9 protein-coding genes are annotated in these 13,341 nt (G+C 67.1%); 5 read left to right on the plus strand and 4 right to left on the minus strand.

Translation table 11 applies throughout. The features are described from left to right. Nucleotides 1-29 precede the first annotated feature (29 nt). From TK49_RS19620 to TK49_RS19630, 3 genes are all read left to right on the plus strand, one after another. Nucleotides 30-674, plus strand: coding sequence for a carbonic anhydrase (locus TK49_RS19620; RefSeq protein WP_045219269.1), 645 nt, complete (start codon nt 30-32; stop codon nt 672-674). A gap of 123 nt (nt 675-797) precedes the next feature. Then, on the plus strand, nt 798-2,360 hold the full coding sequence (locus TK49_RS19625) for a SulP family inorganic anion transporter (protein ID WP_045219272.1): 1,563 nt from the start codon (nt 798-800) through the stop codon (nt 2,358-2,360). 302 nt (nt 2,361-2,662) lie between these two features. Further along, on the plus strand, nt 2,663-3,793 hold the full coding sequence (locus TK49_RS19630) for a collagen-like triple helix repeat-containing protein (protein WP_045219273.1): 1,131 nt from the start codon (nt 2,663-2,665) through the stop codon (nt 3,791-3,793). Between the two features lie 88 nt (nt 3,794-3,881). On the opposite strand, the gene prpF is transcribed toward TK49_RS19630, so the two are convergent. The 4 genes from prpF to prpB form a co-directional block, all read right to left on the minus strand. Next, nucleotides 3,882-5,066 (minus strand): 2-methylaconitate cis-trans isomerase PrpF, encoded by a 1,185-nt coding sequence (gene prpF / locus TK49_RS19635; protein ID WP_045219275.1) that lies wholly within the window; start codon nt 5,064-5,066, stop codon nt 3,882-3,884. Beyond that, nucleotides 5,063-7,660: a Fe/S-dependent 2-methylisocitrate dehydratase AcnD gene (gene acnD, locus TK49_RS19640; RefSeq protein WP_045219277.1), complete on the minus strand. Its 2,598-nt coding sequence runs from the start codon at nt 7,658-7,660 to the stop codon at nt 5,063-5,065. The genes prpF and acnD overlap by 4 nt, the downstream gene beginning before the upstream one ends. A 276-nt stretch (nt 7,661-7,936) precedes the next feature. Further along, on the minus strand, nt 7,937-9,106 hold the full coding sequence (prpC, locus tag TK49_RS19645) for a bifunctional 2-methylcitrate synthase/citrate synthase (protein WP_045219279.1): 1,170 nt from the start codon (nt 9,104-9,106) through the stop codon (nt 7,937-7,939). Between the two features lie 37 nt (nt 9,107-9,143). Next, nucleotides 9,144-10,040, minus strand: coding sequence for a methylisocitrate lyase (gene prpB, locus TK49_RS19650; protein WP_045219281.1), 897 nt, complete (start codon nt 10,038-10,040; stop codon nt 9,144-9,146). Nucleotides 10,041-10,206: 166 nt separating this feature from the next. Here prpB and prpR point away from each other — a divergent pair, with 166 nt between their 5' ends. Continuing rightward, complete coding sequence (prpR, locus tag TK49_RS19655) at nt 10,207-12,156, plus strand: propionate catabolism operon regulatory protein PrpR (protein ID WP_045219282.1); 1,950 nt, start codon at nt 10,207-10,209, stop codon at nt 12,154-12,156. Between the two features lie 70 nt (nt 12,157-12,226). After that, a complete protein-coding gene (yddG, locus tag TK49_RS19660) occupies nt 12,227-13,144 on the plus strand; it encodes an aromatic amino acid DMT transporter YddG (RefSeq protein WP_045219284.1) in 918 nt (305 codons plus the stop codon). The last annotated feature ends 197 nt before the right edge of the window (nt 13,145-13,341 follow it).

Consider the following 13,341-nt stretch of genomic DNA (forward strand, 5'->3'; position numbering starts at 1 on the left):
GCCAAGCCGATTCCGCAGGAGTGTATTCAATGCATCGTCCGAAACGCATGCTCGTCGAGAATGTCGCGTGGGCGCACGAAACCGTCGCGCGCGATCCCGATTTCTTTTCACGGCTGGCACAAGGCCAGCAACCGCAAGTGTTATGGATCGGCTGTGCCGATAGCCGTGTCCCCGCTGAAACCATTACCCGTTCCAATCCGGGCGATTTATTCGTCCATCGGAATATCGCGAATCTCGTGTGTCCGGCCGACGACAACACGATGAGCGTGCTCGAATATGCCGTGCGCGTCCTGAAGGTTGCGCACGTGATCGTGTGCGGCCATGAGGGCTGCGGCGGCGTGCGCGCTTCCCTGCTGCCTCCGCCCGACGGGCTGCCGCATGTGGCGCGCCGCATCGGGCCGCTGTGCGCGCTGGCTGCCCGGCATCGCGGCGCGCTGTCGGCGGTGCCCGATCCGGACGATCGCGTGAACCGGCTCGCCGAACTCAACGTGCTCGAACAGGTGCGCTGCCTGCGCGAGAGCCCCATCGTGCGCGATGCCGACCCGCCGCCGCGCGTGCACGGCTGGATCTTCGGCCTCGCGGACGGGCGCATCCGCGTGCTGGCTTCGGGCGACCCCGATGCCGAACACGCGGCCCGCGGCGACATCCTGATGCCCGCCGAGGCCATCGCCTAGCCAGCGCGGCTGCCTTTGCGCGGCCGCATCTCCTGACGTTTTCTCCTCACGCATGCCGGCGCGGCGGTGCCACGCCCGCGGGCAGGCGTTCGCGCGTACGCATTTCCGACAACACCGATAGCCATGCAGACATCCACCTCACCGGCATTCTCCCCGCGCGACGTGCTCGCCGGGGTCATCGTGTTTTTCGTCGCCCTGCCGCTGTGCCTGGGCATTGCCAATGCTTCGGGCGTCGACCCGCTGGCGGGGCTCATCTCTGGCATGATCGGCGGCCTGGTCGTGGCGCTGCTCAGCGGCTCGCAACTGAGCGTGAGCGGTCCGGCGGCCGGGCTTGTGGTGATCGTGGTTGACGGCATCGCCAGGCTGGGCGGGTTCTCTACGTTTCTGGTGGCGGTGGGCCTGGCCGGCGCGCTGCAGTTTCTGTTCGGCACGCTGCGCGCCGGGCGCTTTGCCGCCTATGTGCCGTCTTCGGTCATCAAGGGCATGCTGGCGGCGATCGGACTGCTGCTCATCATCAAGCAGGTGCCCCTGGCGTTCGGGCTGGCGGAGGGGCCGGCTGCGGCGGGCCCGGGCATGCTCAGCACGCCGGTGGGCGCCGTGTCTGCCACGGCGACGCTGGTGGCGCTGCTTTCGGCCGCCGTGCTGATCGGCTGGGATACGCCGGCGCTGCGCCGCTTTGCGCTCGTGCGGGCACTGCCGTCGCCGCTGGTGGTGGTGGCGCTCGGGATCGGCGTGACGGTGCTGCTGGATGCGATGGCGCCGGGCATCGCGCCGTCGGGCGAGCAGCGGGTGAACCTGCCCGAACTGGCATCGTTCGGCGCGTTCCTGGATGCGATGGCGTCTCCGGCATTGGGCGCGCTCGGCAATCCAGACGTGTGGCGCGTGGCGGTGGCGCTGGCCATCGTGGCGAGCCTCGAAACGCTGCTGTGTCTCGAAGCCGTCGAGCAGCTCGATCCGAAGAAGCGCTGGGCGTCGCCCGACCGCGAACTCAAGGCGCAGGGCATCGGCAACCTGGTGGCCGGCGCGCTGGGCGGGCTGCCGATCACGTCTGTCATCGTGCGCAGTTCGGCCAACGTGCATGCCGGCGCGCAGAGCCGCTGGTCTGCCGTGGTGCACGGCGTGCTGTTGCTGGCGAGCGTGTTCGTGCTGACGGCCATCGTCAACCGCATTCCGCTGGCGTGCCTGGCCACCATCCTGATCTTCACGGGCTACAAATTGGCCAAGCCGTCCTTGTTCGCGTCGGTGGCGCGGCAGGGGGTCGACCGATTCGCCCCGTTCATTGCCACGGTCGTTGGCGTGCTGCTGACCGATCTGCTCGTCGGCATCCTCATCGGCATCGCGTTGAGCGTTGCGCTGGCGATCCGCGCCAACGTGCGCCGCACGATCGTCATGGCGCGCCACCAGGACCACTTCCTGCTGTCGTTTCGCAAGGACGTGTCGTTCATGGGCAAGGTGCCGCTCAAGCGCTATCTGGCGCAGGTGCCCAACGGCGCCACGCTCATCGTCGATGCCGCGCGCGCGGACTACATCGATGCCGATGTGCGCGAGCTGGTCGAGCGCTTCATCGAGGAGGCGCCGGCGCGCGGCATTGTCATCGAGCGCCACCATTTTGATCCGGCCATTCCGCCTCGCACTCCGGTTTTCCGGTTCCCGCGGCTGCCATTTGTGCGTCCGGCTGCCCGATAAGGCCGAATGGATTTAACCCAATCTGGGTAGTTTAGAGCCTGGCCTCCAAACATAATCGGCACACGATGCACCCGGAAAACACTGTTTCCTGTAGCTTGACCTCTACCGGCAGCGGGTGCATGTGCCGATGCCGCATCAGCAAAGGCTTTTCGGCGTTTGACAATGTTTGCAATCGCCCCGGGTCCAGTTAATAGACTCGGTTTGAACATGCCGCGTATTAATCGATGGCGGCATGCAGAAAAACACTTGGCAGGGCAGGGTCTCGCATTATTTCGAGCATGCATTTCAAACAGGAGGCGGACATGAACAAAATCCAACGAGGGACCTTGGTGTCGGCCCTTGTGGCCGGGTTGCTGGTGCTGGGCGGTTGCGCCAGTTCGGGCTCGGGCGACATGAGCGGCACCACGGACGGCGGCGGCAGCTCGGCCAATAACGGCGGCGGCGGTTCGGGGTCGAACGGCTCGGGCGGCACGGGCGGGACAGGCACCACCGCGTCCACCACACCCACCGGCACCATCGCCAACAAGAGCGGCGGCGTGCTGACAGCCACGGGCGATGCCGTCAGCAGCCTGGGCACCACCGTGGGCGGCACCAATGTGCCGAGCGCGTCGGCCCTGGGCAACGTCATCGACAAGGCCGGCAACACGGTGTCTGCGCTGGGCACGGGCGTGCAGTCCGGGCTGGGCAGCATCGGCACGAACCCGAACCCGATCGGCACCACGGTGTCGAGCACGGGCAACGTCGTCACGGAGGTCGGCAACACCGTCACGGCGACGGGCGGGCTGGTGAACAGCCTCGGCACGGGGCCGCTGCAGCCGCTGTCGCCGGTCACTTCGCCGGTGGGTGGCGCGGTGTCGCAGGTCGGCCAGGCGGTGGCCAAGGCGGGCGGCACGCTGGGCACGTCGCTGTCGACGGGGCCAGTGGAGCAGGTCACGCAGCAGTTGAGCTCGGCCGTGGTGCCGCTCACCTCGCAGGTGACCGACGCCACGCAGACGCTGGGCAACACCACGGGCCTGGGTGCGCCGGCCACCAACCTGCTGCAGACGGTGGGCGGCGGCGTGGCCAACGTCGGTACATCGCTCACGGCGACCAACGCGCCGGTGGTGTCGAACCTGGGGGGCGTGGTGACGGCCACGGGCAACACGGTGGCCGCCCTGGGCGGGCCGCTGTCGGGCGGCAGCACAACGGCCAGCCCGCTGGCGCCGATCACCGGTGCACTGGGCGGTGCCACGGGCGGCAGCAACCCGCTCGGGGCCGTGACCGGCGCGCTGGGCGGGGCGACTCCCACCACCGGCGTCACCGCCCCCATCGGTTCGCTCGTGACGAGCGTCGGCTCGTCGGTCACGTCGACGGGGGCCACCACGCCGCTGTCACCCGTCACGGGTGCGGTGGGCGGTGCGTTGACCACCGTGGGCGGCGCGCTGTCGCGCTGAGCCGCATCCTGCGAAAAGGGCCAGCAATGGCTGGCCCTCTCCGAGCCGTTCATGCGTTGGCGCTGAACGGCGGTTTTGTCGGCAACGCTCAGCCCGGCACGCGCACCCACCCCTCCATCAGCACGCGCGCACTGCGGCTCATGATGGCCTTGGTGACGGTCCATTCCCCGTCGACGAGCTTGGCCTCCGCCCCGACGCGCAGGGTGCCCGACGGATGCCCGAAGCGCACGGCACCGCGTTCTCCACCGCCCGCTGCCAGGTTGACCAGCGTGCCCGGAATCGCCGCCGCCGTGCCGATGGCGACCGCTGCCGTCCCCATCATCGCGTGGTGCAGCTTGCCCATCGACAACGCACGCACCAGCAGGTCCACATCACCTGCGCCGACCTTCTTGCCGCTCGATGCCACGTAGTCCTTCGGCGGTGCGACGAACGCCACCTTGGGCGTGTGCTGCCGCGTGGCGGCTTCTTCAATGCTGTTGATCAGCCCCATGCGCACCGCGCCGTGCGCGCGGATGGTCTCGAACATCGCCAGCGCCTTCGCATCGCCATTGATGGCGTCCTGCAGTTCGGTGCCGGTGTAGCCGATGGCCTCTGCGTTGACGAAGATGGTCGGGATGCCCGCGTTGATCATCGTCGCCTTGAGCGTGCCCACGCCGGGCACCTCCAGGTCATCGACGAGGTTGCCGGTAGGGAACATCGCGCCGCCGCCGTCGCCTTCCTCTTCGGCAGCCGGGTCGAGAAATTCGAGCTGCACTTCCGCCGCCGGAAAGGTCACGCCGTCCAGTTCAAAGTCGCCCGTCTCCTGCACCGCGCCGTTGGTCATCGGCACGTGGGCAATGATCGTCTTGCCGATGTTGGCCTGCCAGATGCGGATGATGGCAGTGCCGTTTTCCGGCACGCGGCTTGGGTCCACCAGGCCGTTGCTGATGGCGAACGGCCCGACGGCCGCCGACAGGTTGCCGCAGTTGCCGGACCAGTCCACGAACGGCTTGTCGATCGAGACCTGGCCGAAGAGGTAATCCACGTCATGGTCGGGGCGGGTGCTCTTGCTCAGGATGACAGTCTTGCTGGTGCTCGACGTGGCGCCGCCCATGCCGTCGATCTGCTTGCCGTACGGGTCGGGGCTGCCGATCACGCGCATGAGCAACGCGTCGCGCGCGGCGCCGGGCTGTTGCGCGGCCGGCGGCAAGTCCTGCAGACGGAAGAACACGCCTTTGCTGGTGCCGCCACGCATGTAGGTGGCGGGAATCTTCACTTGCGCGGGGTGGCTCATGCTGCTTCCTTGTTCGATTCCAAAAAGTCCTGCGCAAAGCGCTGCAGCACACCGCCGGCTTCGTAGATCGACACTTCCTCGTCGCTGTCCAGGCGGCACGTGACGGGCACTTCCACGCGTTCGCCGTTCTTGCGGTGGATGACGAGCGTCAGGTCCGTGCGCGGTTTGCGCTCGCCGATCACGTCAAAGGTTTCGGTGCCGTCAATGCCGAGCGTGAGGCGCGTGGTGCCCGGCTTGAACTCCAGCGGGAGCACGCCCATGCCGATCAGGTTCGTGCGGTGGATGCGTTCGAAGCCTTCGGCCACGATGGCCTCCACGCCGGCCAGGCGCACGCCCTTGGCGGCCCAGTCGCGCGAGCTGCCCTGGCCGTAGTCGGCGCCAGCGATGACGATGAGCGGTTGCTTGCGCTCCATGTATGTCTCGATCGCTTCCCACATGCGCGTGACCTTGCCGTCGGGCTCGATGCGCGCGAGCGAACCCTTCTGCACCTTGCCGTCCACCACGGCCATCTCGTTGACGAGCGTGGGGTTGGCGAACGTCGCGCGCTGTGCGGTCAGGTGATCGCCGCGGTGCGTGGCGTACGAGTTGAAGTCTTCTTCCGGCAAGCCCATCCTGGCGAGGTATTCGCCCGCCGCGCTGTTGGGCAGGATGGCGTTGGACGGCGAGAGGTGGTCGGTCGTGATGTTGTCCCCCAGCACCGCCAGCGGGCGCAGGCCCTTGAGCGTGCGCTCGCCGGCCAAGGCGCCTTCCCAATACGGCGGGCGGCGGATGTACGTGCTTTGCGGGCGCCAGTCGTACAGCGGGCTCACCTTGGCGGCCGTTTCGCTGCGTTGCTCGAACATCGGGATGTACACCTGGCGGAACTGCTCCGGTTTGACCGAGGCGCGCACGATGGCGTCGATCTCTTCGTCGGTCGGCCACAGGTCTTTCAGCAGGATCGGCTTGCCGTTGGCATCGGTGCCGAAGCTGTCGCGCTCGATATCGAAACGCACGGTGCCCGCAATCGCATAGGCCACCACCAGCGGCGGCGATGCGAGGAACGCCTGCTTCGCATACGGGTGGATGCGGCCGTCGAAGTTGCGGTTGCCCGACAGCACGGCCGTGGCGTAGAGGTCTCGGTCGATGATCTCTTGCTGGATCTTCGGGTCCAGCGCGCCGCTCATGCCGTTGCAGGTGGTGCAGGCAAACGCGACGATGCCGAAGCCGAGCTTCTCGAGTTCTTCCTTCAGGCCCGACTCCTTCAGGTACAGCTCCACCGCCTTGGAGCCCGGCGCGAGCGAGGTCTTGACCCACGGCTTGCGCGTGAGGCCCAGGCGGTTGGCATTGCGTGCCAGCAGCCCGGCGGCGATCACGTTGCGCGGGTTGCTGGTGTTCGTGCAGCTCGTGATGGCGGCGATGATGACGGCCCCGTCGGGCATCTGGCCCGGTGTGTCTTCCCACTTGCCGGCGATGCCCCTGGCAGCGAGGTCGGTCGTGGCCACGCGCGCGTGCGGGTTCGACGGGCCGGCCATGTTGCGCACCACGCTGGAGAGGTCGAAGCGCAGCACGCGTTCGTATTCGGCGTGCTCGAGCGTGTCGGACCACAGGCCCGCGGTCTTGGCGTACGTTTCGACCAGCTTGACCTGCTCGTCGCTGCGGCCGGTCAGGCGCAGGTAGTCGAGCGTCTGCTGGTCGATCGAGAACATCGCCGCCGTGGCGCCGTATTCCGGTGCCATGTTCGAGATGGTGGCGCGGTCGCCCAGCGTCAGCTTGGACGCGCCTTCACCGTAGAACTCCAGGTACGCGCCCACGACCTTCTGCTTGCGCAGGAATTCGGTCAGCGCCAGCACGATGTCGGTGGCGGTGATGCCGGGCTGGCGCTGGCCGGTCAGCTCCACGCCGACGATGTCCGGCAGGCGCATCCACGAGGCGCGGCCGAGCATCACGTTTTCGGCTTCCAGCCCGCCCACGCCGATGGCGATCACGCCCAGCGCATCGACGTGCGGCGTGTGGCTGTCGGTGCCGACGCAGGTGTCGGGATAGGCCACGCCGTCGTGCGCCTGGATGACGGGCGACATCTTCTCCAGGTTGATCTGGTGCATGATCCCGTTGCCCGCGGGGATCACGTCGACGTTCTTGAACGCGTGCCTGGTCCAGTCGATGAAGTGGAAGCGGTCTTCGTTGCGGCGGTCTTCAATGGCGCGGTTCTTGGCGAACGCGTCGGGGTCGAAGCCGCCGCATTCGACGGCCAGCGAGTGGTCGACAATCAGCTGCACCGGCACGACCGGGTTGACCTTGGCCGGGTCGCCGCCCTGGTCGGCAATGGCATCGCGCAGGCCGGCGAGGTCCACCAATGCGGTCTGGCCGAGGATGTCGTGGCACACCACGCGTGCCGGGAACCACGGGAAGTCGAGGTCGCGTTTGCGCTCGATCAGTTGCTTGAGCGAGGCGGTGAGGGTGGACGGGTCGCAGCGGCGTACCAAATTCTCGGCGAGGACGCGGGAGGTGTAGGGGAGCTTGTCGTAGGCGCCGGCTTGGATGGCTTCGACGGCTTCTCTCGCGTCGAAGTAGTCGAGGTGTGTGCCGGGGAGGGGTTTGCGGTGTGCTGTGTTCATGGTGTGGGTCCATCCCTTGTTTCTCCCCCTGCCGGGGGCGACTTACTTTCTTTGTCTTGCCAAAGAAAGCAAGCAAAGAAAGGCGCGCCCGAGATGGCGACTTCCCCTTGAATTTATGTAACCGTGCGGAGAAGGAGGCAAACTCGCTTCGCTCAGACAAGCCTCCTTCTTTTTTTCGCCCGCTTACAGAAACTCAAGGCGCCATTTAGGGCAGCAACGTCAACGGCCACACCGCCGGTGGGTGTGTGTTGACGCTCCTTTCTTCTTTCCTATTTCTTACGGGCGCTTGCCGATCGGTACGAACTTCAGGTCTTCGGGGCCGGTGTAGTTGGCGCTCGGGCGGATGATCTTGTTGTCGATGCGCTGTTCGATGATGTGCGCGGCCCAGCCCGAGGTGCGTGCGATGACGAACAGCGGGGTGAACATCGCGGTGGGCACGCCCATCATGTGGTACGACACGGCGCTGAACCAGTCGAGGTTCGGGAACATCTTCTTGATGTCCCACATGACGGTTTCGAGGCGTTCGGCAATGTCGAACATCTTCATGTTGCCGGCTTCCTTCGACAGCTTCTTCGCCACTTCCTTGATGACCTTGTTGCGCGGGTCGGACACGGTGTACACCGGGTGGCCGAAGCCGATCACGACTTCCTTGGCCTCCACGCGGCGGCGGATGTCGGCCTCGGCTTCGTCCGGCGTGTCGTAGCGCTTCTGGATCTCGAACGCCACTTCGTTTGCGCCGCCGTGCTTCGGGCCGCGCAGTGCGCCGATCGCGCCGGTGATGGCGGAGTAGATGTCCGAGCCCGTGCCGGCGATCACGCGGCCGGTGAAGGTCGAGGCGTTGAACTCGTGCTCGGCGTACAGGTTCAGCGACACGTGCATCGCATCGACCCACGACTTCGACGGCTCCACGCCGTGCAGCAGGTGCAGGAAGTGGCCGCCGATGGAGTCGTCGTCGGTTTCGACTTCGATGCGCTTGCCGTTGTGGCTGTAGTGGTACCAGTACAGCAGCATCGAGCCCAGGCTGGCCATCAGGCGGTCGGCGATGTCGCGGGCGCCGGGGATGTTGTGGTCGTCCTTCTCGGGCAGCACGGTGCCGAGCACCGACACGCCGGTACGCATCACGTCCATCGGGTGGGCCGAGGCGGGCACCCATTCCAGTGCGGCCTTCACGTTGGCGGGCAGGCCGCGCAGCGCCTTGAGCTTGGCCTTGTAGGCGGCCAGTTCGGCCCTGTTCGGCAGCTTGCCGTGCACCAGCAGGTGGGCGACTTCCTCAAACTCGCACGCGGCGGCCAGGTCCAGGATGTCGTAGCCGCGGTAGTGCAGGTCGTTGCCGGTGCGGCCGACGGTACACAGCGCGGTGTTGCCAGCCGTCACGCCCGACAGGGCCACGGATTTCTTGGGCTTGAAGGCGCCGGTGTTCGGGGTGCTGTTGTCTGCTTCGCTCATGGTGCGGTGTCTCCTTGGATGCGTTGAATCTTCGGGCTTATTTCTGTGCGGCAAACAGCGCGTCGAGCTTGTCTTCGTACGCGTGGTAACCGAGATATTGATACAGATCGGCGCGGGTCTGCATGGTTTCGACGGCGGCCTTCTGCGTGCCGTCGCGCATGACGGTCTGGTAGAAGTTCAGCGCCGCGGCGTTCATCGCACGATACGCGCCGCAGCAATACAGGGCGATATCGACGTCCGCGCTGCGCAGCTCGTCCGTGGTGAACAGCGGCGTGTTGCCGAACTCGGTCAGGTTGGCCAGGATGGGCACCTTCACGGCGGCCTTGAAGCGGCGGTAGTCGTCCAGCGTCTTCATGGCTTCCGGAAAGATCATGTCGGCGCCGGCTTCCACGTAGGCCACGGCCCGCTCGATGGCCGCGTCGATGCCTTCGGAGGCGGCCGCATCGGTGCGGGCCATGATGACGAAGTCGTCGTCGGTGCGGGCGTCCACGGCGGCTTTGACGCGGTCGACCATCTCGTCGGTCGGCACGACTTCCTTGCCCGGGCGATGGCCGCAGCGCTTCTGGCCGACCTGGTCTTCCAGGTGCACGGCCGCCACGCCCGCCTTGATGAACGAGCGGATCGTGCGTGCGATGTTGAAGGCGCCGCCCCAGCCAGTGTCGATGTCCACCAGCAGCGGCACCTGCACGGCGTCGGTGATGCGGCGGGCGTCGATCAGCACGTCTTCCATCGTGCTGATGCCCAGGTCCGGAAGGCCCAGCGAGTTGGCGGCCACGCCGCCGCCCGAGAGGTACACGGCCTTGAAGCCGGTCTGCTCGGCCATCTTGGCGGCGTAGGCGGTGATGGCGCCTACCACCTGCAGCGGTTGGGACTCCGCCACGGCCTGGCGGAACTTGGCGCCCGCGCTGGTGGGCTGTCGTTTGGTTGTGCTCATGCGTGCTCCAGAAGAATCGCCGTATAGAGCAGGAAGCGGGCCATCGGCGCCGCGCCGCCTAAGCCGTTGATTTGTATGGGTGTGGCGTTGGCGCCCCGGATCACCTCATTTCTATATTGAAATTTCCATTTCAATATAGAAATGGCGGGCGCATAATGCAGGGATCATGCATCCGACTGCCGACCATGCTGACCGCCCGCGCATCTGGGCGTGCGGCATCAGCCGCCTGAGCGACCTGTTCCTCGACATTGCCGCCGAGTACAACGACCGCGCCGAGCTGCGCGTCGTCACGCGCGGCTTTGAAGACATCGTGCGCGAGATCGACATGGCCGGACCCCAGCGCCCGGATGTGGTGGTCGCGGGCGGCTCGAACGGCGCGTACCTGAAGCCGCGGCTGTCTCTGCCGGTGGTCGTCATCAACCCGACGGGCTTTGACGTGATGCACGCGCTGGCCCGTGCACGCCGTGCGGTGGCCGATGCTGCGCAGCCGGTGGCGCTCGTCACGCATGGCGACACGCCCGAGGAGGTGCGCCGCTTTGTCGCTGCATACAACATGGACGTGGTGTTCGCGTCGTATGCGTCGCGGCAGGACGCGGAGAGCTGCGTGCTCGACCTGCGCGACCGCGGCGTCGGCGCTGTCGTCGGACCGGGCCTGGTGACGGACCTGGCCGCGCGCGCCGGCATGCAGGCCGTGTTCCTGTATTCGCGCGATTCCGTGCGCGCGGCGTTCGACACCGCGCTTGAAGTCGTGCAGGCCACGCGCCGCGAAGCGCAGCGCCGCCAGCGGCTCGACAACCTGCTGCAGCACCTGCGCGACGGTGTGGTGGCGCTCGATGCGCAAGGTCGCGTGGAAGCGATCAACGAGCGGCTGGCCACGGCGCTCGGCATCGACGCCAAGCAGGCCATCGGCCAGCCGCTGCTGAGCATCGCGCCGAACCTGCTGGGCCTGCTGCCCGATGCGGACGGCGACACGCTCGGCACCGTGCGCGGCGTGAGCTACGTCATCCACCGCGGCCCGCTGGCCGGCATGGGCGCCGCAGACGGTACCGTGTTCACGTTCCAGGAGTCGCGCGCCGTGGAGCGGCTCGACCGCACGCTGCGCTCGCGCCAGCGCCCGCAGCAGTTCAGCGCGCGCTACCGGCTCGATGATCTCGTGGGCGCATCACCGCCCATGGAGCGCGTGCGCACGCTCGTGCGCCGCTATGCCAGGTCGGATGCGACCGTGCTCGTGCTCGGCGAATCCGGCACCGGCAAGGAGATGGTCGCGCAGAGCATGCACGAGCTCAGCGCGCGGCGCGATTTTCCGTTCGTCGCCATCAACTGCGGTGCGTTTCCCGAGGCGCTGCTCGAGAGCGAGCTCTTCGGCTACGAAGAAGGCGCGTTCACCGGCGCACGCAAGGGCGGCAAGGCCGGGCTGATCGAGGCGGCGCATCGTGGCACGCTCTTCCTCGATGAGATCGGCGAGATGCCGCTGCCGCTGCAAAGCCGCCTGCTGCGCGTGCTGCAGGAGCGCGAAGTCGTGCGGCTTGGCTCGACCGAGCCCACGCGCGTGGACATCCGCGTCGTGGCGGCCACGCACCGTGCCCTGACCGACGCGGTGGAAGCCGGCGCCTTCCGCGCCGATCTGTACTACCGCCTCAACATCCTCAGCATCGCGCTGCCCCCGCTGCGCGAGCGCCCCGACGACGTGATGCCGCTGGCCGCCGAACTGCTCGTGCAGGCCGCACGCCGCGAGCCGCGCCTGCTGCTGCGCATTGCCGATACCGACGAGGCCGCGCATCTGCTGGCCGGCATTGCGGCGCCGCTGCAGCGCTACACGTGGCCCGGCAACGTGCGCGAGCTGCAAAGCGTGGTCGAGCGCATTGCGGTGGAACTGGCCGATACCGACGACGCCAGCCCCCTCACCCAAGACGTGCTGCGCATGATCGCGCCCGAGGTGTTTGCACAGACGGCGCGCGGCAGGGGCGGCGCGCAAACGCTGCGTGAGCGCAGCCGTGGCGTGGAAGCCGAAGCGATCCGGGCCGCGCTGGCCGCGCATGGCGGCGACCGCGACGCGGTGTGCGCGGCGCTCGGCATCAGCAAGACGACGCTGTGGCGGCGGTTGCAGGCCGGCTAGCCGATCGACGTGCCGCGCGATGGCGGTAAGATCGGCCCCTTCCCAATCGACAAGTCAGCGCAGGCACGTTATGCAAAGCAGGAGCAGGGCGACCCTCATCGGGCTCATCGCGGTGTTGTTGTGGGCCTCGATCGTCGGGCTGATCCGGGGCGTCAGCCAGAGCCTCGGGGCCGTGGGCGGTGCCGCCATGATGTACAGCGTGGCCTCGGTGCTGCTGCTCTTCACCGTCGGGTTCATCCGCTGGAAGGATTTTCCGCGCCGGTATCTCGTGTGGGGAAGCCTGCTTTTCGTGGCGTATGAGTTGTGCCTGTCGTTGTCGATCGGCTATGCCAACACCAGCCGGCAGGCCATTGAGGTCGGCATGGTCAACTACCTGTGGCCGTCGTTCACGATGCTGTGCGCGATCGTGTTCAACAAGCAGAGATCGAACTTGCTGATCGTGCCGGGGTTTCTCATTGCCATTCTCGGCATCTGCCTCGTACTGGGCGGCGACCAGGGGCTCGACATCGGCGGCATGGCCGCAAACGTGCGCGACAACCCGCTCAGCTATGGGCTGGCGTTTTCGGGCGCCGTGATCTGGGCCGCGTATTGCACCGTGACCGCCCGGATCGCCGAGGGCAAGAACGGCATCACGCTGTTCTTCATGCTGACGGCGCTGGCGCTGTGGATCAAATACTTCGCCACCGGCGGCGGCGCGATGCACTTCAGCGTCGAGGCGATTGTCTACCTGGCGATGGCCGCATCGGCCATGGGCTTCGGTTATGCAGCGTGGAACGTGGGCATCCTGCACGGCAACGTGACGGTGCTGGCCGGCGCGTCGTACTTCATTCCGGTGTTTTCTGCGGCGCTGGCCGCGGCGCTGCTGCGCACGCCGCTGTCGTTCGCGTTCTGGAAAGGCGCCTCGATGGTGTGTGCGGGCTCCATCCTCTGCTGGGTGGCAACGCGTGGGCAACGCGCGCGCGCCGCTGCCGCGCCCGAGCTGTCGTAACGGCAGGCCGCGTCCACCAGCGGCGCACGGCGCTGCCCGGCGCAATCCTTCGCTCGCCACCGCGCCTGGCGGCGTGTCTCGCCCGGGGATCACGGCGGACGCCTTTCCACAACAAACACCCACATACACCTTTTCGCGGCTTTTCGGTGCGGCGCGAACCATGGAGAATCGGTCTCCAATCCCGCTTGCCAACCTGT

This window comes from Ralstonia mannitolilytica (assembly GCF_000954135.1).
In the GTDB taxonomy this organism is placed as follows: Bacteria; Pseudomonadota; Gammaproteobacteria; order Burkholderiales; family Burkholderiaceae; genus Ralstonia; species Ralstonia mannitolilytica.

Excerpts from the sequence above, each read along its gene's own strand:
- TK49_RS19620 (WP_045219269.1), top strand. The coding sequence starts at position 30 with ATGCATCGTCCGAAACGCATGCTCGTCGAGAATGTCGCGTGGGCGCAC.
- TK49_RS19625 (WP_045219272.1), top strand. The coding sequence starts at position 798 with ATGCAGACATCCACCTCACCGGCATTCTCCCCGCGCGACGTGCTCGCC.
- TK49_RS19630 (WP_045219273.1), top strand. The coding sequence starts at position 2,663 with ATGAACAAAATCCAACGAGGGACCTTGGTGTCGGCCCTTGTGGCCGGG.
- prpF (WP_045219275.1), bottom strand. The coding sequence starts at position 5,066 with ATGAGCCACCCCGCGCAAGTGAAGATTCCCGCCACCTACATGCGTGGC.
- acnD (WP_045219277.1), bottom strand. The coding sequence starts at position 7,660 with ATGAACACAGCACACCGCAAACCCCTCCCCGGCACACACCTCGACTAC.
- prpC (WP_045219279.1), bottom strand. The coding sequence starts at position 9,106 with ATGAGCGAAGCAGACAACAGCACCCCGAACACCGGCGCCTTCAAGCCC.
- prpB (WP_045219281.1), bottom strand. The coding sequence starts at position 10,040 with ATGAGCACAACCAAACGACAGCCCACCAGCGCGGGCGCCAAGTTCCGC.
- prpR (WP_045219282.1), top strand. The coding sequence starts at position 10,207 with ATGCATCCGACTGCCGACCATGCTGACCGCCCGCGCATCTGGGCGTGC.
- yddG (WP_045219284.1), top strand. The coding sequence starts at position 12,227 with ATGCAAAGCAGGAGCAGGGCGACCCTCATCGGGCTCATCGCGGTGTTG.